The following is a 22,917-nucleotide window of genomic DNA, read 5'->3' as shown; positions in this document are numbered from 1 at the left end:
TGGCGCTGACAAGAGGGTGGCATGAGAAGATTACTGACGACATTGGCGATTTTACTGGTGGTCGTGGTGGCGGGGATGTCCGCGCTGGTACTGCTGGTCAATCCGAATGATTTTCGCGGCTACATGGTCAAAAAGGTCGAGCAGAAGAGCGGCTACCAGCTGACGCTCGAAGGCGACCTGCGGTGGCATATCTGGCCGCAGCTCAGCATCCTGGCCGGCCGCATGACGCTAACTGCACCGGGTGCCAAAGCGCCGGTGGTGAGTGCGGAAAACATGCGCCTCGATGTCAAACTGTTGCCGCTGCTGTCGCATCAGCTGTTTGTGAAGCAGGTGATGTTGAAAAACGCGGTTATTCGCCTCACGCCCGACAGCGAAGAGCACTCGCAGGTGGACGCCCCGATCGCACCCGCCGGTAGCGGTACTGACGCGGCAGACGCGGCCTGGAAGTTCGATATCGATAACCTTCGGGTGGTGGACAGCCTGCTGATTTGGCAGCGTGCCGATAACGAACAAATCAATGTCCGGGATATCAATCTCACCCTGCAACAAACGGAGAAACGCCAGGCGCAGCTGGAACTTTCCAGCCGGGTCAACCGCGATCAGCGTGACCTGACCTTCAGCATGGCGGCCGATGTCGATCTGCAGCAGTTCCCACGCCAGATTGGCGCCAAAGTGACCCAGTTCAATTACCAACTGGCGGGCGCGGATATTCTGAACGGCGGTATTCAGGGAGAGGGTAATGCGCAGGTGGTCTATCAGCAGACGCCGGCGCAGATTGCCGTCAGTCAGCTGAACGTCAGCGCCAATAACAGTCAGTTGACCGGCGATATCAGCGCCACGCTGGGACCAGTGCCCGGCTATGTGGTGAACCTCAATTCGGCTAACCTCGATCTCGACGCGCTTTCCGGCTGGCAATCCAGCACCACTACCGCCGAGCAGCCCGCCGTGACTTCCGCGCCGGTGATCGCCAGCCAGGTTGACGATCGGCAGCAAAACCTGGAGGCGCTGCGCGATTTCACTGCACAGTTGAACCTGCAGGCGGCACAGGTAACCTATCGCGGTATGAACGTTACCCAGTTGGCCGTTGCGGCGGATAACCAACGCGGCCTGCTGACGTTGCGCAAGCTTGCCGGGCAACTGGCCGGCGGAGATTTCTCCTTGCCGGGAACGCTCGACGCGCGCGGCAATAAACCGGTGATAAGCGTGCAACCGGTGCTGAATCAGGTTGAGCTTGGCACGGTGCTCAAGGCATTCGATATGCCGCAGATGCTCACCGGCAAGTTCAGCATGAACGGGGATCTGACCGGCGATCGCCTCTCTTCACAGGCATTTGAGCGCCGCTGGCGCGGTACGGCGCAGCTGGCGATGCAGGATGCCCAGCTGCACGGTTTGAATATTCAGCAGCTGATACAGCAGGCGGTGGCGCGTAATGATAACAGCGTGCGCGGGCAAGATAGCTATCAGCGCTATACCGAAGTCAAAAGCGTCTCGGCGCAGGCCAGCCTGAATCAGGGCACGGTCAAACTCAGCGGCCTGACGGCGGATTCGCCATTGCTGGCGCTGACCGGCGCCGGTAGCATCAATATGCCGGGCAAACAGTGCGACATGGCACTCAACGTGCGCGTCACCGGCGGTTGGCAAGGGCGCGGCGAGCTGATTGAGCAACTGCAAAAAACGCCGATCCCGCTGCGGGTCTATGGGCCTTGGCAACAGCTGAATTATCAACTGCAGGTCGATCAAGTGCTGCGCAAAACGCTGCAGGATCGCGCAAAAGATGCGTTGAACAAATGGGCTGAAAAGAACAAGGATTCGCGCGAAGGCCAGGATCTGAAGAAGTTGCTCGACAAGCTGTAATTCCTCCTGACGCGGGCCGCATTGGGGCCCGCGTCAATATCGATGTTTCCCACGATAATTTCTCTCCGTTACCTTGATGAAGGTCATGAAGACTCGCGCGCAGTTTGTGCAGAGTAAGAGCCTGTTCTGCTAAGGCTATGCGCCTGAGCGCGAAAACATGACGAGTTGAGGAAACATGATAGAGCTTCTTATTGGCGCCGTAGTAGCGGCGGGCGTGGGCCGTTACATCATCAAGGGGTATTCCGCCACCGGCGTTTTGATGGTGGGCGGGTTACTGCTGCTCGGTATTAGCGCCCTGATGGGGAAAACGCTGTTGCCATCCGGCGCGGCGTCTACCGGCTGGCGCGCGACCGACATGATCGAGTACGTCAAGATCTTGCTGATGAGCCGCGGTGGCGATCTCGGCATGATGATCATGATGCTGTGCGGCTTTGCCGCCTATATGACGCATATCGGCGCCAACGACGTGGTCGTCAAGCTGGCCTCGCGCCCTTTGCAGATGATCAACTCGCCTTATCTGCTGATGGTGGCGGCCTATTTTGTCGCTTGCCTGATGTCATTGGCGGTCTCTTCCGCCACCGGCCTCGGCGTATTGCTGATGGCGACGCTGTTCCCGTTGATGGTGAACGTTGGCATCAGCCGTGGTGCGGCGGCAGCCATTTGCGCTTCGCCGGCGGCGATTATTCTGGCGCCGACCTCCGGCGACGTGGTGTTGGCGGCCAAGGCGGCGGAGATGCCGCTGGTGGACTTCGCGTTCAAAACCACGCTGCCGATCTCGATTGCCGCCATCGTCTGCATGGCCGTGGCGCACTTTTTCTGGCAGCGCTATCTCGACAAAAAGAACAATGAACAGCATCACATCATGGACGTCAGCGAAATCAACACCCACGCGCCGGGGTTCTATGCGATTTTGCCGTTTACGCCGATCCTCGGCGTGCTGATTTTCGACGGAAAATGGGGGCCGGAGCTGCACATCATTACCGTACTGGTCGGGTGCATACTGTTGGCGGCCGTGATCGAGTTTGTGCGCAGCTTCAGCGCCAAACAGGTGTTCAGCGGCCTGGAAGTGGCCTATCGCGGCATGGCGGACGCTTTCGCCAGCGTGGTGATGTTGCTGGTGGCCGCGGGTGTGTTCGCGCAGGGGTTGAGCACCGTCGGCTTTATCAGCGGATTGATCGGGCTGGCGCAGTCGTTCGGCACCGGCGGTTTGATCATGATGTTGGTGCTGGTGGTGATCACCATGCTGGCGGCCATGACCACCGGTTCCGGCAATGCGCCGTTCTATGCGTTTGTCGAACTGATCCCGAAACTGGCGGCGCAGATGGGCGTGAATCCGGCCTATCTGGTGATCCCGATGCTGCAGGCGTCTAACCTCGGCCGCACGCTGTCGCCGGTCTCCGGCGTGGTGGTGGCGGTTTCCGGCATGGCGAAAATCTCGCCGTTCGACGTGGTGAAACGCACGTCGGTGCCGGTGATTGTCGGGTTGGTAGTCGTGATCGTGGCGACCGAGCTGTTGGTTCCCCAGTAAAAGAAAGGCCGGGCGATGCCCGGCCTCAATGCTAAACCTCGTAGTCCTCCGGTGGGGGAGGCGGGGTGATCTTCACTTTCAGGATGCGGTGGCTGTTGACCTCCAGCGGTTCGAACAGATAGTCACCGATCTTGATTTGCTCGCCTTCTTGCGGCACACGCTGGCTGTGCTCCATCAGCAGCCCCGCCAGCGTGTGGTATTCGCGCTTGTCTTCCAGCGGCATCGGCAGGTACAGCACCAGATCTTCCAGCGGCATATAGCCGTTGGCAATCCAGCTACCGTCTTCGTTTTGCTGAATGTCATGGCGTGCGTCCACCTCTTCGCCAGCCTCCGGCAGATTGCCGGCGATGGTTTCCATCACGTCCGTCAGGGTGACGATACCTTCGACGGAGCCGAACTCGTCGACCACAAAGGCAAAGTGTGTCTGCGCCTGGCGGAACTGCTCCAGGGCGCTTAACAGCGTGAGCTGTTCCGGGAAGATCAGCGGTTGGCGTATCAGCGCGCGCAGATCCAGCGGCGCCTGCGCCAACTGCTGTTTGAGGACGTCGATAGTATGGATAACGCCCAGCGGTTCGTCGCTGGCGCTGCTTTCCACCACCACGATACGCGTGTGCTGATTACGCTCCAGCAATTGCGTCAGTTTCTCCTGCGGATCGTTCAGCTCGAGGTATTCGACGTCGTGACGCGAAGTCATGATGCTGCTGACCGTGCGCTGAGCCATGCCCAGCACGCGTTCGATCATGCGCCGTTCTTGCTGATTGAAGATCTCGCCGTTTTCGCTGTCGCTGTCCGCCAGCAGGTTGGCGGAGTGGCTGTCGACCTCCGCTTCTTCGTGTTTACCGCTCAGCATGCGCAACACCGCCTCGGCGGTACGTTCACGCAGCGGCCGCACCTTCGACAGGAAGCGGCGGCGGTTGAACTGCGCCAGTTGGTTCAAGGCTTCGATCATCACCGAGAAGCCGATCGCCGCGTAGAGGTAGCCTTTCGGAATGTGATAGCCGAAGCCCTCCGCCACCAGGCTGAAGCCGATCATCAGCAGGAAGCTCAGGCACAGGATGACGATAGTCGGGTGAGCATTGACGAAGCGCGTCAACGGCTTGCTGGCCAGCAGCATCAGACCGATGGCGATACAGACCGCGATCATCATCACCGCCAGGTGGTCGACCATGCCGACTGCGGTGATCACCGAGTCGAGCGAGAAGACGGCGTCCAGCACCACGATCTGCGCCACTACCGGCCAGAAACGCGCGCCTTTGCGTGTGCCGTGCTGCTCTTCATCCTTGCCTTCCAGCCGCTCGTTCAGCTCCATGGTGGCTTTGAACAGCAGGAATATCCCGCCGACCAGCATGATCAGATCGCGGCCGCTGAAGGGGTGCTCCGCAACGATGAACATCGGCTTGGTCAGCGTCGCCAGCCACGAGATGGAGGCGAGCAGCGCCAGACGCATCACCAACGCCAGCAACAGACCGACGACTCGAGCCTTATCTCTTTGTTGTTTTGGTAGTTTATCCGCCAGAATGGCGATGAAGACAAGGTTGTCTATACCCAGAACGATTTCCAGCACGACCAATGTGGCCAGGCCGGCCCAAATTGTTGGATCAGCGATCCATTCCATACGCCCAATTTCACCTGTAAGTTCTACGGCTTATGCCGCACGGGAATGATGGGCGCTGAGGCGGCAAAATTCAACTTTAATCAGAGGAAGTGAATGAAAACGGGGTATTTCGGCAGAAAAAGCATCCAATAATTTAAAGCACATTCAGGTGTATCTGGCATCACGGGGAAACGGTGTATGAGAATGCCAACTGGGCTGTTCATAAAAGACACATGCCTTAAACATCAATAATATCAACGTATTGAAATAGGTTTCTTATGCTATTATTTGCATGGCTCCAGCACGTTAGTAGTCTTATTCTGAAAACACCTAGCCATGGGTATCTAAGGCTTGTATCAGCAAGTCAATAGTATAAGAATCTTAGCCATATAAGCGAAGATAACTCGCGTTTTTTGGTTATAAGGGCATAGGTTCTCCTTGTTCTTCAAGCTGCGAAATACCAACGTGTGATGCGGGCTCTTTGTCATGTACAGAAGCGTGCTTAGCGTTCATTGGATTGCGTACAGGAATTTTTCATAACAGCGTTTTGGCAGCTATAAGCCAAGGGCGGTAGCGTGTCTGATAGCATTGCTTGCGCTGCCATGCTTTGCCTGAAATTCGCTGTTTATACTATATAAATCAGTTAATTGATTGTGGAAGTAGAAATGCAAAAAAGACTGAAAGCTGTGATCCCAGTGGCGGGTTTGGGCACTCGTATGTTGCCGGCAACCAAGGCGATTCCTAAAGAAATGTTGCCGGTGGTCGATAAGCCACTTATCCAATACATTGTCGGTGAGTGTGTCGCCGCCGGCATTAAGGATATCGTGCTGGTCACCCACTCTTCGAAGAATGCGATTGAAAATCATTTTGACACTTCTTTCGAGTTGGAAGCCGTGCTGGAAGCGCGTGTAAAACGCCAGCTGCTGGCTGAAGTGCAAAACATTTGTCCGCCGGATGTGACCGTGATGCAGGTGCGTCAGGGGCAAGCGAAAGGGCTCGGGCATGCGGTATTGTGCGCGAAACCCATGGTAGGGGATTCCCCTTTTGTCGTCTTGCTGCCAGATGTGTTGTTGGATGATGCAACCGCGGATCTTCGTACAGAAAACCTGGCTAAAATGATCCAACGCTTTGAGGCAACAGGGTGCAGCCAAATCATGGTTGAACCGGTGCCAGAGCAGGATGTGTCAAAATACGGCGTGGTTGACTGTGCAGGTGCGACGATTGCTGCGGGAGAAAGTGCACCGATGTCTGCCGTGGTTGAAAAACCCTCACGCGAGGAAGCGCCTTCTAACCTGGCGGTAGTGGGGCGCTACGTGCTTTCCGCCGCTATTTGGCCGTTGCTCGAGAAGACGCCTCCAGGCGCGGGCGATGAGATCCAGTTGACCGACGCTATCGCCATGCTGATGGATGAGCAAAGAGTGGAAGCCTTCCATATGAGCGGTAAATCACACGACTGCGGCGATAAACTTGGTTATATGAAGGCCTTTGTGCAATACGGTCTACGCCATGCCACAGAAGGTGAAGATTTCTCGCGATGGTTGAAGCTGGCCTTGAATAACAACTAACATGTGGCTGAGTACGTTCACGAGATTGAAGAGGACGAGCATGACGAAGTTGAAAGCTGTCATTCCTGTCGCTGGCCTTGGCATGCATATGCTACCGGCGACCAAAGCGATTCCTAAAGAGATGTTGCCGATCGTCGATAAGCCTTTGATTCAATATATTGTTAATGAGTGCGTAGCGGCAGGTATCAAAGAGATCATTCTGGTTACGCATTCATCTAAAAATGCAATAGAAAACCATTTCGATACGTCCTTTGAATTGGAAGCGATGCTCGAGGCACGCGTTAAGCGCCAGTTGTTGGATGAAGTCCAATCGATAACGCCGAAAGGCGTAACGTTGATGCATATTAGGCAAGGGCAACCTAAAGGGCTGGGTCATGCGGTACTTTGTGCCAAACCATTGATCGGAGACTCTCCTTTCGTGGTGCTGTTGCCGGATGTGCTGCTTGACGATGCCAAAGCTGATCTGAAAAAAGATAACCTGGCTCACCTCATTTCCCGCTTCGAAGAGACGGGTTTGAGTCAGGTATTGATCCAACCCGTGGATGAGCATGTTTTGCGCGACTATTCTGTTGTGGAGTGCCAGAACAATGCGTTGCGACAAGGTGAATCCTCACCCATTACCGCGATTATCGAAAAACCGGACAGCGGTGTTCAACTGAAATCCAACTATTCAGCCGTTGGGCGCTACGTGCTTTCAGCCGCTATCTGGCCCATTTTGGAAAAAACCGAGCCGGGTGCCTGGGGGCGCATTCAGTTGACGGACGCGATTGCCGAATTGCTGAAACATCAGACGGTAGAGGCCACTGAGTTGGTTGGCGAGTCGTTTAACTGCGGTGAGAAGATGGGCTACTTGCGGGCATTCGTGACGTATGGCTTACGCCATCCAACGCAGGGGAAGGCCTTCCGTGAGTGGGCGGAGCAACTCTCTCTGTAGAGTTCATCAATTGCCCCTATGAGTCTGGTTTGGAGCGATACGCGGCCGGCCTCCGCCATGTATAGGCAAAAACGACGGTGCTGATGTTGCTCTTTTTATTTAAGAACTATGCAATAATACTCCTAGGCCTTAAGTCTAACAAATTTGCATTCAACGCTTGCTCAATGACCGCGCATTTTAGGATGTATTCATGGGAGCATTGATAACTCATTTCGCTAAGTACCGCGGTAGGCGCCATGGTTGGCCTGGGGCTTGGCATTACATGCATTTTTTACTTTGAAAGTGATGATAACTCGATGGCAAAAAGACAATGGAAATTGATACCGCTTCTGGTATCTATCAGTGTGGTTAGCGGCTGTACTATCGTACCGGGCTCTCATCTTTCAACCAGTGGTAAAGACGTCGTAAAACAGCAAGATAGCGATTTCGACATCGATAAGCTGGTGAATATCTATCCACTGACCCCTAGTCTGGTTGAGAAAATGCGCCCCAAACCTGTGGTTGCACAACCTAACTCCTCTTTAGAACGCGAACTGCAGAACTATGAATACCGTATCGGTATTGGTGATGTCTTGATGGTAACCGTTTGGGATCATCCTGAGCTGACTACGCCGGCCGGCCAATATCGCAGCGCTAGCGACACGGGTAACTGGGTAAATTCCGATGGAACCATTTTCTATCCTTATATCGGTAAAGTGAAAGTTGTCGGCAAAACCATGGCACAGGTTCGGAGCGAAATAGCCAACAGGTTGGCACAATATATCGAAAGCCCGCAGGTTGATGTCAGCATCGCTGCTTTCCGTTCGCAAAAAACGTATATCACTGGTGAAGTAGCAAAATCCGGTCAGCAACCTATTACGAACGTACCATTGACTATCATGGATGCGATTAACGCTGCAGGTGGGCTTTCCGAAAATGCGGACTGGCGCAACGTGGTGTTAACGCACAATGGTAGAGAACAGCGTATTTCTTTGCAGGCGTTGATGCAGCGTGGTGATTTGACACAAAACCATCTGCTTTATCCGGGGGATATTCTTTATGTTCCGCGAAATGACGATCTTAAAGTTTTCGTTATGGGGGAGGTGAAGAAGCAAGCTACCTTAAAAATGGATCGTAGCGGTATGACTTTAACGGAAGCACTTGGTAATGCTGAAGGCATGGATCAGAATTTTGCCGATGCAACAGGAGTCTTTGTTATCCGTCCACTGCGTGGTGCTGAAGGCAAAAAGCTGGCGAACATTTATCAGTTAAATGCCTCAGATGCAACGGCTATGGTTATGGGGACCGAATTCCAGCTGCAACCTTACGATATTGTTTACGTCACTACCGCGCCGATCGCACGCTGGAACCGCGTAGTCACTCAGTTACTGCCGACTATCTCTGGTTATAATAATCTTACCGAAGGTACTCAGCGTATTCATAACTGGTAGTTGAGGCTAACCAAGATGTTTGATTCAATTTTAGTGGTTTGCGTAGGTAATATATGCCGTTCTCCTACGGGTGAACGGATGTTGAAGCAGCTGCTGCCAGGAAAGAAATTAGATTCTGCGGGGTTGGGGGCTTTGGTTGGAAAATCGGCCGACAACATGGCGGTTGAGGTTGCTCGGCAGAACGGTTTATCGTTAGAAGGGCATTTAGGGAAACAATTGACAGCATCTATGTGCCGTGACTATGACTTAATTCTGGTTATGGAAAAAGGGCACATAGATGCGGTTTGTCGATTAGCTCCAGAGGTAAGAGGGAAAACAATGCTGTTTGGTCATTGGCTTGGACAGCGGGAAATTGCAGATCCCTATCGTCAAAGCCGTGAAGCATTCGAGTTTGTCTACCACACCCTTGCAGAAGCCTCCCAGAAATGGGCACAAGCCTTAAGCCGATAATCAGTCAGGACTACCAATGTCAGAGAAAAATAGGATAAGCAATTCAGGAAGTGATAAGTCAGATGAGATCGATCTGGGACGCCTGCTAGGTGAGTTAATCGATAACCGCTGGTTGATCATTGGAATAACGACATTAACCCTAACCATAGGCATTTTGTATTGCTTATTTGCAACGCCAATCTACCGTGCTGATGCTATGGTGCAGGTTGAACAAAATGTTGGGAATGCACTGCTTGATAATATCAGTCAGATTTTACCCAATGGGCAACCTGAGTCGGGGCCTGAAATAGAGTTATTGAAGTCCCGAATGATTCTAAACAAAACAGTAGAAGATCTTAATCTACAAACGGTTGTTGAACAGAAATACTTCCCACTATTTGGTAAAGGATTTGCTCGATTGACCAAGCAGATTCCAGGAAAGATAGTGGTTTCCAAGTTTGAACTACCGGGGACTTCGGCAGAAGATTCTTCGGTGACATTAATAGTTGATGACGGGAAAAACTTTTCCATCACCTATGATGGTAAAGATATTGCCAAGGGTAGTGTCGGGCATTTGCTGGAGAGCAAAGGTATAACTATCTTGGTGAGTGATATCGAAGCGCCGCAAGGAACAAAGTTTAAAATTACTAAGGTCAGTGAGATACAAGCTACGAACAATCTGCTGGAAAAATTTGACGTCGCTGATAAAGGTAAAAATACTGGTGTGCTGGGATTGGGGTTGACAGGAGAAGATCCGGTTCTTATCAGATCGATTTTGGACTCCATATCAAGAAATTACCTTGAGCAAAATATTGTAAGAAAATCGGAAGAAGATGCGAAAAGCCTGAGCTTCCTGAAGGAGCAATTGCCTAAGATTCGTAATTCACTTGACTCGGCTGAAAATAAACTTAATCAATACCGGCAACAAAAAGATTCCGTTGATTTAACGCTTGAAGCGAAATCAGTGTTGGATTCGATTGTTGCTGTTGACTCTCAATTAAATGAGTTAACCTTTAAAGAAGCGGAGATTTCAAAGCTTTATACTAAACAGCACCCGTCATATCGAGCATTGCTTGAGAAACGTAAAACACTTGAAACCGAGCGAGATAAACTTAATAAACGTGTTAGCTCTATGCCGAAAACACAGCAAGAGATTGTGCGTTTAAGTCGCGATGTACAGTCAGGCCAAGAAGTTTATATGCAACTGTTGAATAAAGAGCAAGAGCTTGGTATTTCAAAGGCCAGTACTGTGGGCAACGTTAGGATTATCGATCGTGCTATCACTCAGTCAAAACCTGTAGAGCCGAAGAGTAGTATCATTATTCTCTTAAGCATTATGATTGGCGGGATGTTGTCTATAGGTTATGTCTTGTTGCGCTCTTTCCTGCATCGGGGCATTGAAAGCGCAGAGCAACTGGAAGTATTGGGTATCAACGTATATGCCAGCGTTCCACTTTCAGAGTGGCAGAGGAAGAAAGACCAAGAATTTGTTTTGAGCAATAAAGGACGTAAGTTGAGTAGTGATTCTAATTCTCTACTTGCCGACGGTAATCCTGCAGATCTGGCTGTTGAAGCGATTCGCAGTCTGCGAACCAGCCTTCATTTTGCCATGATGGAAGCTAAAAATAATGTATTGATGATCTCCGGCTCCAGCCCGGGTATTGGTAAGACCTTTATCAGTGCTAACCTGGCTGCTGTTGTAGCACAGGCTGGTCAACGTGTGTTGTTCATTGACAGCGATATGCGTAAAGGGTATATGCATGACGTGATGGGGGTGTCACCCAAGGATGGTTTGTCGGATATTCTTTCTGGCCGAATTGATGCTGTTGCTGCAGTGAAGACCACGAAGCATGGTAGTTTTGATTTCATTTCACGTGGACAAATCCCACCGAATCCGTCGGAGTTACTGATGCATTGCAGGTTCTCAGAGCTTCTGAACTGGGCATCAGAGAATTACGATCTGGTATTGGTCGATACTCCGCCAATTCTGGCCGTTACTGATGCTGCAATTATTGGTAAGCATGTGGGCACATCTTTAGTTGTTGCTCGCTTTGAATTGAGTACCCCGAAAGAGGTTGAGGTTAGTATCAGACGTTTTGCGCAAAATGGGATTGAGATAAAAGGCGTCATTTTGAACGCAGTGGTGAAGAAAGCCTCTAATTATTATAACTACGGTTATGATTATTACGAGTATAGCTATAAAACTGAAAAATAAAATCAGACCAAGAGGCCATTAATAGCTTCTTGGTCTATTATCACGATTTCTAATTAGTTAAGTTCACTGCTATTGATAGCTTAGCATTACTTGGTGTTTTCACTGAATTAATCCTTTGCAAGGCAGTTGATTACTGCTGGATGCATTCAAGTGTATTTTTAGTAGGTTTTTCACCATAGCTACTGATTTAAAAAATCAGGGGATTCCCACTCTTACTGCCCGACGGTAACTACAATTAATTAGATGGTAGTTCGAACGTGATTTTATAGGATGCAATATCCTTTTTATAAATCATTAATATATTTGTACTTAGAATTTCTATGGTTTTCTGAGGTAAGGTTACTATTAATAAAGGAAAGAACATGAGTGCGTTAGCTTACTCAAAAAAAATTAACTTAATAAAGTTGTTGCTGGCTTTGTCTGATTTTATCTTTTTCACGCTATCGTTGAATATAGCAATCTATCTTATTAGCCTCTTTGGTTGGGATATCAATGATTTCATTCCTAAATCGGAGATGTCAGCACGTTTCTTTACTCATATTACGCTAGCTTCAATATGCGTGGGTTGGTTCTGGATTCGCTTACGTCATTACACGTACAGAAAACCTTTTTGGTTTGAACTCAAGGAAATACTCCGCACATTACTTATCTTCGCTGTCATGGATTTGGCATTGGTTGCATTCTCAAAGTGGCAGTTTTCACGTTATATCTGGGTATTAACTTGGGGGATTGCACTATTACTAGTGCCATTAGCTCGGGCAACGACAAAGCGAGCTTTAAACAAATTAAACTTGTGGAAAAAACATACGATAATCATCGGTTCGGGTAATAATGCACGCGATGCATATGCCGCGCTGCAAAGCGAAGAGTTCTTGGGATTAGCGATCTGTGGATTCTTTTCTATTGATAAGTCAGACGATGATATGTTGTTTGGAGAACCGGTTATTTCCGATGAGGCCGAGCTATGGAAGCAATGTGATCCTGGAACCACACAGTTCATCATTGCACTGGAATTTGGGCAGAATGTACTACGCGATGAGTGGTTAAAAAAATTGGCCAAACATCACTGTCGATCGGTATCTGTGATACCTACGCTACGTGGTGTTCCACTATATGGAACCGACATGTCGTTTATTTTTAGCCATGAAGTAATGATATTGAGAGTTAATAATAATCTGGCGAAAAGAACATCCCGTTTTTTAAAACGAATGTTTGATATTGTAGGTTCGGCATGCATTATTACTTTAATATCACCTGTCTTAATTACTCTTATTTACTTAGTAGGTAAAGACGGTGGAAATGTTATTTATGGCCATGAGCGAATTGGGCGGAATGGACATAAGTTTAAATGTCTAAAATTTCGCTCTATGGTAACTAACTCGCAGGAAGTTTTACAAAATTTGTTAAAAAATGATTCTGAAGCCAGGGAGAAGTGGAATAAAGATTTTAAATTGAAAAATGATCCGAGAATTACCCGTATTGGTCATTTTATCAGAAAAACTAGTCTTGATGAGTTACCTCAGTTATTCAATGTATTACGGGGCGAAATGAGTCTTGTCGGGCCTCGCCCAGTCATAGAAGCTGAGTTGGAACGTTATGCAGGTGATGTGGATTATTACCTGATGGTTAAGCCTGGAATGACAGGGTTGTGGCAAGTGAGTGGAAGGAATGACGTAGATTATGACAAACGTGTTTACTTTGATGCGTGGTATGTCAAGAATTGGTCATTATGGAATGATATAGCAATTCTTTTTAAAACTATAAATGTAGTTTTAAAAAGGGATGGAGCATATTAAGTTTTATTGCTAGGTGTAAATTCTGGTTTGGATTTATGCTAGGGTTCGATTCTATATTTAATGTATAATGGGATAAAAATGAAACGAATTGTTATTGATAACCGCTGGAGTGGTACGGGAGGGATAGGAACATTTTCAGCGAGAGTAAATGCTATTAATAACTATCCAGATGCCGGTTTTCATGGTGCGCCATACAGTCCCCTAGATTGCATTAAAACAACATTAACGTTGCTTTTAAAAAAGAAACGGGTGGTGTTTTTCCCAGGCTACATTCCACCGATATTTTCACGCGAGCCTTATGCATTCACTATTCATGACTTAAATCATATAGATAGACCGGAGAACTCCAGTTTTATTAAAAGGATTTTTTATCGGTTTGTTATATTAAATGGTTGTAGAAGAGCAAGGTATATTTTTACTGTTTCAGAGTTTTCTAAGAAAAGAATTGTGGAATGGTCCGGTGTTGATATAAACAAGGTTATTAATGTAGGCAATGGAGTATCGGAAGATTTCACTCCGGTAGGGCATACTATGGATCTTCCATTTGATTATTTTCTTTGTGTCAGTAATCGCAAGGCCCACAAAAATGAGTTTGGTACCATTGAGGCGTTTAAGAGGGCGAACCTTACGAAAAATGTCAAGTTGCTCTTTACTGGAAAGATCTCTCCCGAGATCGAACAGAGAATTATAAATCTGGGACTAAGAGAACAGGTCGTTTTCACTGGGTATATCAAGGATGAGGATCTACCAAAACTCTATCGCGGGGCTCGGGCACTGCTTTTTGTTTCGTTCTACGAGGGTTTTGGGCTTCCGGTTATTGAGGCAATGGCAAGCGGCGTACCAGTAATTACATCGAATAATACCTCTTTGGGGGAGGTTGCGGGTGACGCAGCGCAATTGGTTGATCCATCAAATATTGATGAGATAGCTAATGCTATTGTTAATGTAAACAGTAATGAAAGTTTGCGGGCTCAAATGAAAGACAATGGCCTGGAGCGAGTTAAAAAATACTCATGGGATATAACAGCTAAACGAATTGATGATGTTTTGAATAGAGTATCATAACTTAACTATCAGTAATTATCACCTAAAATAATAACTGTGTTGAGTTAAATTTTCATTCGGAGGATTATTACATTCAATGTACGGAATCAATAGTTCTCTAGAGCAGTAGTAGCGGTAACTATAGCTATGATAGGGTCTGGAAACCAGAAGCTATACATTAAAACATATGTAGAGTATGGTATTGTCGGCAAAATACGTATATGCTAGGTGAGGGATATAATGGAGAAGGTTTTAATTTTAAGTCACACTCAAGGATATTCTGATTTTAAAATTGGAAGCCATCACTATGCAAATGGTTTATCAAAAATTGGATGTGATGTTTTTTACTCCGGAATACCAAGAACGATATTTCATAAGTTATTGAGAAAAAAAAATAGTAGCCCATATAAGTTGAATGAAACGGTGTCTAACATTCAATTATCAGCAATATTTCCATTAACTATGCCTATGGGTTTTTTTACGTCAGTCGTGAACCCATTTATTTTCTCTTTTTTTGAAGCGAATAGAATGGTTAAAGGAATGAGATATCGGGCCGTAATATGTGATAGTCCATTTTTTTACCCATTACTGAAAAATATTAAATTTGAAAATCTTTATTATAGACCGACTGATAACTATGTGGCAATGGTTGGTGAAAAAGCTATTGCTTACGAGAAAAGAATGTGTGGTGAAAGTAAAATGGTAATATGCACATCACAGGCGGTTTCCGATAATATAGTAAGAAGTTACGGTGTTTGTAGGAGTAGAGTAAAAACCATAACGAATGGATATGATTCAGAACACTTTTTTAAAATTAACGACAGCGACGAAAATAGAAAGAATGCAATATATATCGGCGCCTTGGATTACAGGTTTGATTTTGATGCACTTATGGTACTTGCTGAGGGAAATAAAGGAATTATATTCGACATCTATGGGCCAGTAGAAAGAAGATATAAAGCGGAGATTTTAAAGTTTCGAGATGTTGGAAATGTATTCTTTCATGGGAAAATAAATTATTCGGTAACTAATGAGTTGATGAATAAATATAAGGTGGGTTTGCTATTATTAAAGAAAACAAATTCAAACTTTGGTCGAAGCCCAATGAAGCTGTGGGAGTATTTAGCAAGTGGATTAAATGTCCTCTATGCGAATATAGACAATGTAGAATTGAGCGAGATGTTATTTAGGTACGATACTCATGCGGACATGATATCAAAATTTAAGCTCGCTAATGAAGTTACTAGTGAAATAAAAAAAGATATTTTAGAAAATAACTCATGGAGAGGAAAGGTTATAGAATTGAGTAATCTGATTTTTTAAATGCTATTTAGGGTTTATTTCAATTAAGGGAACCTGTCGCTGCAACTTCTGATAAATTATGGCAGGAAGCAAGTGGCCGGTCGGTGATGATACCTGGGCAAGTGGTATGATAAAAACATCGTGATAAGTTCAAAAGGTGACGCTCTTGTACCATCTCCTGATTTGAGGGAGAAAGAGGGTGAGGTTATGAGTATGCTATTTCCCCTTACATTATTGTTTGGAGTGAAATTCTATTAGGATAAACTATTGATTTTCATGATTTAATTTTTTAGGGGCGATATGTATATTACGCGAAAAAATTTTACGCCACAAAATGTTTTTCTCTTCACTAGCTGTGTTTCATTTCTGGCTTGGGTATTCCCCAGTCTAGATTTTTTAAGGAAAGGGTTCTCTGAGCCATACCCACTTCTGTCATTAAGTGGGTTAGCTTATCCAGTGATTATATTTTTTTTCTATGGTGTGATATGGGTTGGTTATCATATTATTCCCGTTGTAAATGATAATCAAAAAGACACTAGTAGCGCCCTATTGGTTAATTATAATGTATATTTCGCTAGCGCGATTATTTCATTCTTTGGTATTCTTGCAACGACTTTCATTATTTCAAAATCAATATCGGTATCTGATATAATAAGTATTTATTCTGCGGGTAAGGCAAATGCGATTAAAGAGGGATTATACGAGGATTATTCGTTAGGACTGGTTAGTCTACGATATTGTGTCATATTATCAGGAAGCTTTGCTATTTATAGACGCTTAATGGGTGAGAAAAACTTGGGTATTGATATTTTCTCGCTGTCATCGCTAATTGTTGTATCTATGATATCAAGTAGACTAACATTGATTGCGGGTGTTTTTGGTGGGCTGTATTTATACATATACACCAAGAAAACTATTCGCATCAAGAGCTTTAAGATCATATTTATTGGGGGGGTAGTGTTCTTAGTACTTTCTGCATTAAATTGGAGTAGGAATTCTAACTTTTATGAGGAGAAGGGATTGGGGTTTATGTCTGCTGGATTTTCTGAAATACTGGCTTATGTAGGCACTCCTGTTCAAGGCGCTCTTTATGCAATATCCAATCCTGATGTTGGCAAACAAAGCTACATGCAGTTTTATAACGAAAGTACTATTGAGTCTGCATTGACAACAAACTCCGCTATTTTAGATGTGATTCGGATGTTCGGAGTACAAGGATTGCTCTTTGCCGCAGTAATATTGTTTTTTTCTGGGTTGTATATTTCTTTCTTTGAAAAACTCAAATCTGGAAAATATATATACTGTAATATTGCTGTTTTTTATTCAATTGCTGAGTTTTGGCGTATTTTCCTTTTCTTTCAGGGGATAATCATCACGCTAATATCAGTTTCTCTATTACTAGCTTTTTTTTCTAGAGTCAGATTCAGGAAGGTATTAGGATAAAATGAGTGAGATGAATTTTTACAGTTTCTCTCGGTAGAACTAAGGTTCCTTCCCCTGAAAAAAGTTACAGAGGAAACGGTTATTTTCCCTGACTGTAAGGGAAAATTGCCGTTTGAGCCTGAGTTGTGATGACGGAAGCAGCAAAGTCAGCGACTGTAAAAGCGGGATGCTGCTGCGGGAGATACTGAAACAACAATTCTCAGCTTGTCTCAGAAGCGGTAGGCGTCAGACGGAATCCTTTCCCTTGGGTTAAACCGTGTCAATACTTTGGTGGGGGACTGTTGATGCAGAGTCGAGCTAGTGGGGCGTGAGCATATCTGGTGTATGCAACACAATATGACAGTGAGCCTATTGGGATAGTTCTTGTCATAGGGTTGAAGAGGCTGCTAGATAATACTGGTATGAGGGCTTCTTCCGCTCACTGCAGGTGGTACACGGTGACGGGCACCTTATTAGCAGATGCAGATATAGTGGAACAGAAGCATTTAAGGATATCGTTCGAGATGGTACTGAAATTCGGTAAGGGGCATTTATGACGTATCCAATAGGTATCTCGCGAAGAGTTTTTTTAAAATTTGCCATGTTCCCATTTTTTCTTAAAACAACTAATACATTAGCTAGTCACAATAAAACCTTAGTTAATTTCAATGCTCGTAATTGTGTTAAGCCTGAGGAATTCTATCAAAATAGCGATGGGAATGATTATACGCGATGTATAAATGCTGCTTTAAATAGTGCCAAAATAAAAGGCTTGGGAGTTTACCTGTCTCGGAATTATGTAATTTCAAAAACTATTGAACTGTCTAGCAATTGTACTATTATTGGTGGGAAAGGATCCTCATTAACATGTGATAAAAATAATCCAATCACTCTGATTAAAGCAGAAGGTTGTAATAATATTTCTATCCAAGGTGTTAATTTTGATGGTAATGTATTTGACATTTTGGAAAAAAATTATACAAGGGTGATTAGATTTATAAATTGTAAGAAGGTTTTATTGGATTCGATCTCTGCTGGTAATAATGCAGATTGGTGCGTGTCCTTTGAGCAATGTTCAGATGTTCTTGTGAAAGATATTAATATTTATGGCGGCGGACGTGGTCTGCCTGGTGGGCGTGATGGTATTCACTTCTTGGATTGTAATTATTTTACGGTTGATAAGGCCAATATAAACTCTGGAGATGATTGCATAGGAATTACAACTGAAAATGATGATTCATATAATGGCTATATTGGGAACATTGTTGGTTCATCTGAGATCGGAAGTATTGTCATCTGTAATGAGGAAAAGTTGGCAAGTGGAGGTTACTCCTTTCATAATATGAGAGATATTATCGTTGAAAACATTTCTACAATAGAAAGCCGAGCTCCCAAAAATATTGTCAGAATATTTAAGTATAATGAGTCAAGTAATATTTCAAATATTACGATAAAAAATGTATCAGGAACGGCCGTGAACCACGGGGTATTCGTTTCGGGTGTCAAGGGACTTAATCTTACAGATATAAATGTGAGCTCAATTCAGCAACATGGAGTATATATCGTTAATTCATCAAATATTGTTGGCTTTTCCGTGTTTGGTAAGGCAAATACAAAAAGGTTTTTCGGTGTCGATATTTTTAAATGTGATAATATTAAAGGAGAGTTTAAATCTTCAAATACAGGCGTTTTAAATGTGACAAATATCCAAGAGAGTACTGCGGTTAAAGTAAAATAAAAATAGTGACTAAAAACATATAACTGCTTGAAATGTGATCTATTTTGGGATGTATGTGGGGGAATAGCCCATTATTTTCTGGGTTTATAATAAGACGTCGGCTAGGACACTCGATGACTCTAATTTTCGCAAGGGATGTTATCATTTTCGAATATTAACAGAGCATCGTCTCATTACGTAACGGTACATGAAGATAATTAAAACTGCGGTTACATGTGCAAGCCAAGTTTCGTTGACTTTTAAACGCTGAGAAAATTAAGGAAGACTGTCTACTATTCGCTTTAAAGATAAACCCGGCTAAAATGGCGGGCTAACGTATAAATGATTAAATTAGGTTGATTGTATGAAAATTGTACACATATGTTCGTTGGACAAATTTATTCCTCCATTTATAAAACATGTGGATGAAAATTTCGATTCGAAACAGCATGTTTACTGGATCCTCGGTGAAAGGAAAGATAAAGAATTAGACACATATAATAATATAAACTTTTTGGGGAAGAGTAAGGTAAGTAAGGCAAAAAATATTTTTCACCTTATTAAAGACATTCATTATTGTGACAAAATTATACTTCATAGTTTTCTTGGGCTTCAATTAGCCTTACTTTTTTTCTTTACACCATGGGTGTTGAAAAAATGTTACTGGTTTATTTGGGGAGGGGATTTATATAGTTATAAAGGGCGACGGAACTTAAAGTGGTATGTTAGAGAGTTTTTTAGACGACCAGTTATTAAGCGATTTGGGTATCTCGTTACATATATTAAGGGAGACTATGAATTAGCTAAAATATGGTATGGCTGCTTAGGTAACTATCTAGAATGCTTAATGTATACAAGCAATATATATAATGAGTTGCATTTAGACGATAGAAATGATGATTACATTACAATCCTACTAGGAAATTCCGCAGACCCAAGTAATAACCATATTAGTGCTTTTGATAGGATAGCGAAATTTAAAAACTCAAAAATTAAAATAATTTCACCGCTTTCATATGGAAAAAAAGAATATGCTGAAGAAGTTATAGAAAAGGGAGTGGCTATTTTTGGTGATAGCTTCATTCCCATCACTGATTTCATGCCTAGAGAACAATATTTTGATATTCTATCCAAAGTAGATATAGCTGTTTTTAACCATGATAGGCAACAAGCAATGGGGAATACCATTTCTCTTTTAGGCCTAAAGAAAACAGTTTTTATAAATAAAAAAACAACTCAGTGGGAATTATTTGAAGATAAAAATATAAAGGTGTTTGATGTTGATGATTTCTCCATAAAGTTCATAAGTGAGGAGGAAAAAGAAAATAACCATGTTAACATAAAGAATAATTTCTCATATGAGCAATTAACCAACCAATTGAGGATTGTTTTTGGATGTGAGTTTGCTAGTTAATTATGGTTTCTTTTTCTGTTGCTGGCGACGTTTTCTGATTTTTTGATATTTAAGATTTTTTGTGATAATTCCAGGTGAATATTATTTCTCTTATAAGTTTTTTTGAGTTTCTCGGTGTTTTTAATTAGCGCATCATCCCCTTTAAGCTTGATGTGCGGAATTAATGGTAATTTCTTGATGCTGAGTTTGCATCTTAAAATCAACTGAATATGGATTTAAGGTTTTTTATGTCAAGAAATTTAAATGTTGGTATTGTTGCCGATTGGTTGGTAAGTTATGCCGGTGCTGAAAAGGTTATTTCAGAGTTTATTGATGTGTTTCCAGATTCTGAACTTTATTCTGTTGTCGACTTTCTTTCAAGTTCGTCGAGAGAGTTTTTTAATAATAAAAAGGCTAAAACAACTTTTATTCAAAATCTGCCTTTCGCGAGAAAAAAATATCAAAGTTATTTACCGCTAATGCCGGTTGCTATTGAACAATTAGATGTTTCTTCACATGATGTAATTTTATCTAGCAGTCATGCTGTTTCCAAAGGAGTACTGACTGGGCCAGATCAGTTACATATCAGTTATGTCCATTCACCAATTCGTTATGCTTGGGATCTTCAACATCAGTATTTAAGGGAGTCTGGTTTGAGCAGCGGCGTTAAAGGTATGCTCGCTCGCTTTCTTCTACATAAAATAAGGTTGTGGGACTATCGAACAGCGAATGGAGTTGATCATTTCATTGCCAACTCTCACTTCATTGCAAGGAGAATTAAAAAGGTCTACGGGCGTGAAGCTGATGTTATATATCCGCCGGTAGATGTAGAGCGTTTCTCTTTGGTGAGCCAGAAAGATGACTACTACTTCACTGCTTCTCGTATGGTGCCGTATAAGCGTATGGATCTCATTGTTGAAGCCTTTAGCCATATGCCGGATAAAAAATTAGTTGTTATTGGTGATGGCTCAGAGATGAGAAAAGTGAAGTCTAAGGCGAGTAGTAATGTTGAAATTTTGGGGTACCAAAGCAATGCCGTTATGCAAGAATATATGCAGAATGCTAAAGCATTTGTTTTTGCTGCAGAGGAAGACTTTGGCATTACACCGGTTGAGGCCCAAGCGTGCGGTACGCCTGTGATAGCTTATGGAAAAGGCGGAGCGCTAGAAACAATCCGTCCTTATGGTGTCGAGAATGCTACAGGTTATTTCTTCAAAGAACAAACCGTTGAGTCTATTGTTGGCGCTGTTTTATTTTTTGAGAATAACAGTGACTCTCTCACTCCTGATGCTTGCAGAAACAATGCCCTAAGGTTCTCTTCGTCTAGGTTTAAAAAAGAAATTGAGCAATATGTAGATAATAAATACTCTCTATTTAAAGAAAAGAAAAGTGTTGTTTATTAATAGGTTAAGCTCATATCACTTGTTGCATAGTATTAAACTGGGTTTTATTATGGCGATTTTTCGTAACATCCTGGACTGACCCCACGACCGTAGACATATCCTGTCCTCACGACGAGGCCCGTTCAAAGGCCTCCGGACTGACGCCGCCAAGGTGACTGTGACGCCGGGCCCGGTTGTAGAACACTTCAATGTAATCGAAGATATCCGCCCGGGCCAGATCCCGGGTTTTGTATATTCTCTTCCTGATGCGTTCTTTTTTCAGTGAACTGAAGAACGATTCGGCCACCGCATTATCCCAACAGTTGCCACGCCGGCTCATACTGGGTGCCAGGTTATTGGCCCGACAGAACCGTTGCCAGTCGTCGCTGCCGTACTGGCTGCCCTGGTCTGAGTGCACGATGACCTCGCTGTCCGGTTTACGTCGCCAGACTGCCATCATCAGCGCATCCAGTGCCAGTTCGCGTGAGAGGGTCGGCTTCATCGACCAACCCACCACGTTACGGGCAAAGAGGTCGATAACCACCGCCAGATACAACCATCCCTGCCAGGTCCGGATATAAGTGATGTCGGTGACCCAGACCTGATTGGCCCGGACAACGGTAAACTGTCGCTGTACGCGATTAGGGGCAACCACCGAAGGTCGGCCGGCGATACGCCGTGGTGCTTTATAGCCCCGCACGGCTTTAATCCGGTTCAGTTGCATAATACGGCCCACCCGGTTTTTGCCGCAGGTTTCCCCGATTTCGTTCAGATCGCCATGAACCCGCCGGTAACCGTATACGCCTCCGCTCAGTGAATATGAATCACGGATAAGCGTCAGCAGACGCTGGTTATCTTTATCACGCGCCGAAACCGGGTTGTGCAGCCACGCGTAGAACCCGGCCCGGGCGACATGCAGTACCCGACACATCGTCATCACACCCCATACAGTGCGGTGCTCATTGATAAAGCGGTACTTCAGTCGGGCTCCCTTGCAAAGTACCGCGCGGCCTTTTTCAGGATATCCCGTTCTTCTTCGGTACGTTTTAGCTGTGCCCGTAGTTTCAGGATCTCGCTTTTGGCTTCCAGTAAATCCCTAACATGCTGTTCGCTGTTATCAGGTTTGATAGCCCGTAGCCACTTGTAGAGGCTGTGTGCAGAAACACCCAGACGGTCAGATACTTCGGCAACGGAATAACCGCGTTCCGTTATCTGACGGACGGCTTCTTCCTTAAATTCAGGTGTAAATCGTGGTGTGCCCATACGCTCCTCCTATGCTCAAACTATAGGGCAGGATCGTCTACCGGGGTGG

16 protein-coding genes are annotated in these 22,917 nt (G+C 45.0%); 14 read left to right on the top strand and 2 right to left on the bottom strand.

Going from position 1 to position 22,917, the window contains the following annotated elements; translation table 11 throughout:
• The first annotated feature begins 21 nt into the window (after positions 1-21).
• Positions 22-1,854, top strand: a complete 1,833-nt coding sequence (gene asmA, locus FUU19_RS07100) for an outer membrane assembly protein AsmA (RefSeq protein ID WP_202669207.1) — start codon at positions 22-24, stop codon at positions 1,852-1,854.
• Between the two features lie 175 nt (positions 1,855-2,029).
• Positions 2,030-3,382, top strand: coding sequence for an anaerobic C4-dicarboxylate transporter DcuC (dcuC, locus tag FUU19_RS07095; RefSeq protein WP_089180705.1), 1,353 nt, complete (start codon positions 2,030-2,032; stop codon positions 3,380-3,382).
• Positions 3,383-3,413: 31 nt separating this feature from the next.
• Here dcuC and FUU19_RS07090 read toward each other — a convergent pair whose 3' ends face one another.
• Positions 3,414-4,997 carry a TerC family protein gene (locus tag FUU19_RS07090; protein WP_197832858.1) on the bottom strand — a complete coding sequence of 528 codons (1,584 nt, stop codon included), beginning with the start codon at positions 4,995-4,997 and terminating at the stop codon, positions 3,414-3,416.
• Between the two features lie 644 nt (positions 4,998-5,641).
• Here FUU19_RS07090 and galU point away from each other — a divergent pair.
• From galU to FUU19_RS07030, 12 genes are all read left to right on the top strand, one after another.
• Entirely contained in the window at positions 5,642-6,541 is a 900-nt protein-coding gene (gene galU, locus FUU19_RS07085; RefSeq protein ID WP_230490239.1) for a UTP--glucose-1-phosphate uridylyltransferase GalU, read from the top strand.
• A gap of 40 nt (positions 6,542-6,581) precedes the next feature.
• On the top strand, positions 6,582-7,475 hold the full coding sequence (locus FUU19_RS07080) for a sugar phosphate nucleotidyltransferase (RefSeq protein ID WP_230490240.1): 894 nt from the start codon (positions 6,582-6,584) through the stop codon (positions 7,473-7,475).
• Between the two features lie 296 nt (positions 7,476-7,771).
• Entirely contained in the window at positions 7,772-8,905 is a 1,134-nt protein-coding gene (locus tag FUU19_RS07075) for a polysaccharide export protein (protein ID WP_230490355.1), read from the top strand.
• A gap of 15 nt (positions 8,906-8,920) precedes the next feature.
• Entirely contained in the window at positions 8,921-9,355 is a 435-nt protein-coding gene (locus tag FUU19_RS07070) for an arsenate reductase/protein-tyrosine-phosphatase family protein (protein ID WP_230490241.1), read from the top strand.
• Positions 9,356-9,371: 16 nt separating this feature from the next.
• A complete protein-coding gene (gene wzc / locus FUU19_RS07065; RefSeq protein WP_230490242.1) occupies positions 9,372-11,549 on the top strand; it encodes a tyrosine-protein kinase Wzc in 2,178 nt (725 codons plus the stop codon).
• Between the two features lie 362 nt (positions 11,550-11,911).
• On the top strand, positions 11,912-13,345 hold the full coding sequence (wbaP, locus tag FUU19_RS07060) for an undecaprenyl-phosphate galactose phosphotransferase WbaP (protein WP_230490243.1): 1,434 nt from the start codon (positions 11,912-11,914) through the stop codon (positions 13,343-13,345).
• Between the two features lie 78 nt (positions 13,346-13,423).
• On the top strand, positions 13,424-14,410 hold the full coding sequence (locus tag FUU19_RS07055) for a glycosyltransferase family 4 protein (protein ID WP_230490244.1): 987 nt from the start codon (positions 13,424-13,426) through the stop codon (positions 14,408-14,410).
• A gap of 219 nt (positions 14,411-14,629) precedes the next feature.
• Positions 14,630-15,712, top strand: coding sequence for a glycosyltransferase (locus FUU19_RS07050; RefSeq protein ID WP_230490245.1), 1,083 nt, complete (start codon positions 14,630-14,632; stop codon positions 15,710-15,712).
• Between the two features lie 279 nt (positions 15,713-15,991).
• Positions 15,992-17,134, top strand: coding sequence for a hypothetical protein (locus tag FUU19_RS07045; RefSeq protein ID WP_230490246.1), 1,143 nt, complete (start codon positions 15,992-15,994; stop codon positions 17,132-17,134).
• Positions 17,135-17,666: 532 nt separating this feature from the next.
• Positions 17,667-18,851 (top strand): glycosyl hydrolase family 28 protein, encoded by a 1,185-nt coding sequence (locus FUU19_RS07040; protein ID WP_230490247.1) that lies wholly within the window; start codon positions 17,667-17,669, stop codon positions 18,849-18,851.
• Positions 18,852-19,194: 343 nt separating this feature from the next.
• Entirely contained in the window at positions 19,195-20,244 is a 1,050-nt protein-coding gene (locus tag FUU19_RS07035; RefSeq protein ID WP_230490248.1) for a TDP-N-acetylfucosamine:lipid II N-acetylfucosaminyltransferase family protein, read from the top strand.
• Positions 20,245-20,471: 227 nt separating this feature from the next.
• On the top strand, positions 20,472-21,626 hold the full coding sequence (locus FUU19_RS07030; RefSeq protein ID WP_230490249.1) for a glycosyltransferase family 4 protein: 1,155 nt from the start codon (positions 20,472-20,474) through the stop codon (positions 21,624-21,626).
• Positions 21,627-21,732: 106 nt separating this feature from the next.
• On the opposite strand, the gene FUU19_RS07025 is transcribed toward FUU19_RS07030, so the two are convergent.
• Positions 21,733-22,868 (bottom strand): IS3 family transposase gene (locus tag FUU19_RS07025; protein WP_230507098.1). Its coding sequence is split into 2 segments (ribosomal slippage): positions 21,733-22,622 and positions 22,622-22,868, totalling 1,137 coding nucleotides; the frame shifts between segments, so codons are not numbered across the junction.
• Positions 22,869-22,917 lie beyond the last annotated feature (49 nt).

The sequence above is a fragment of the Serratia montpellierensis genome, from assembly GCF_020858655.1.
Taxonomy (GTDB): Bacteria; Pseudomonadota; Gammaproteobacteria; order Enterobacterales; family Enterobacteriaceae; genus Serratia; species Serratia montpellierensis.
This window is presented reverse-complemented; position numbering and strand designations above follow the sequence as displayed.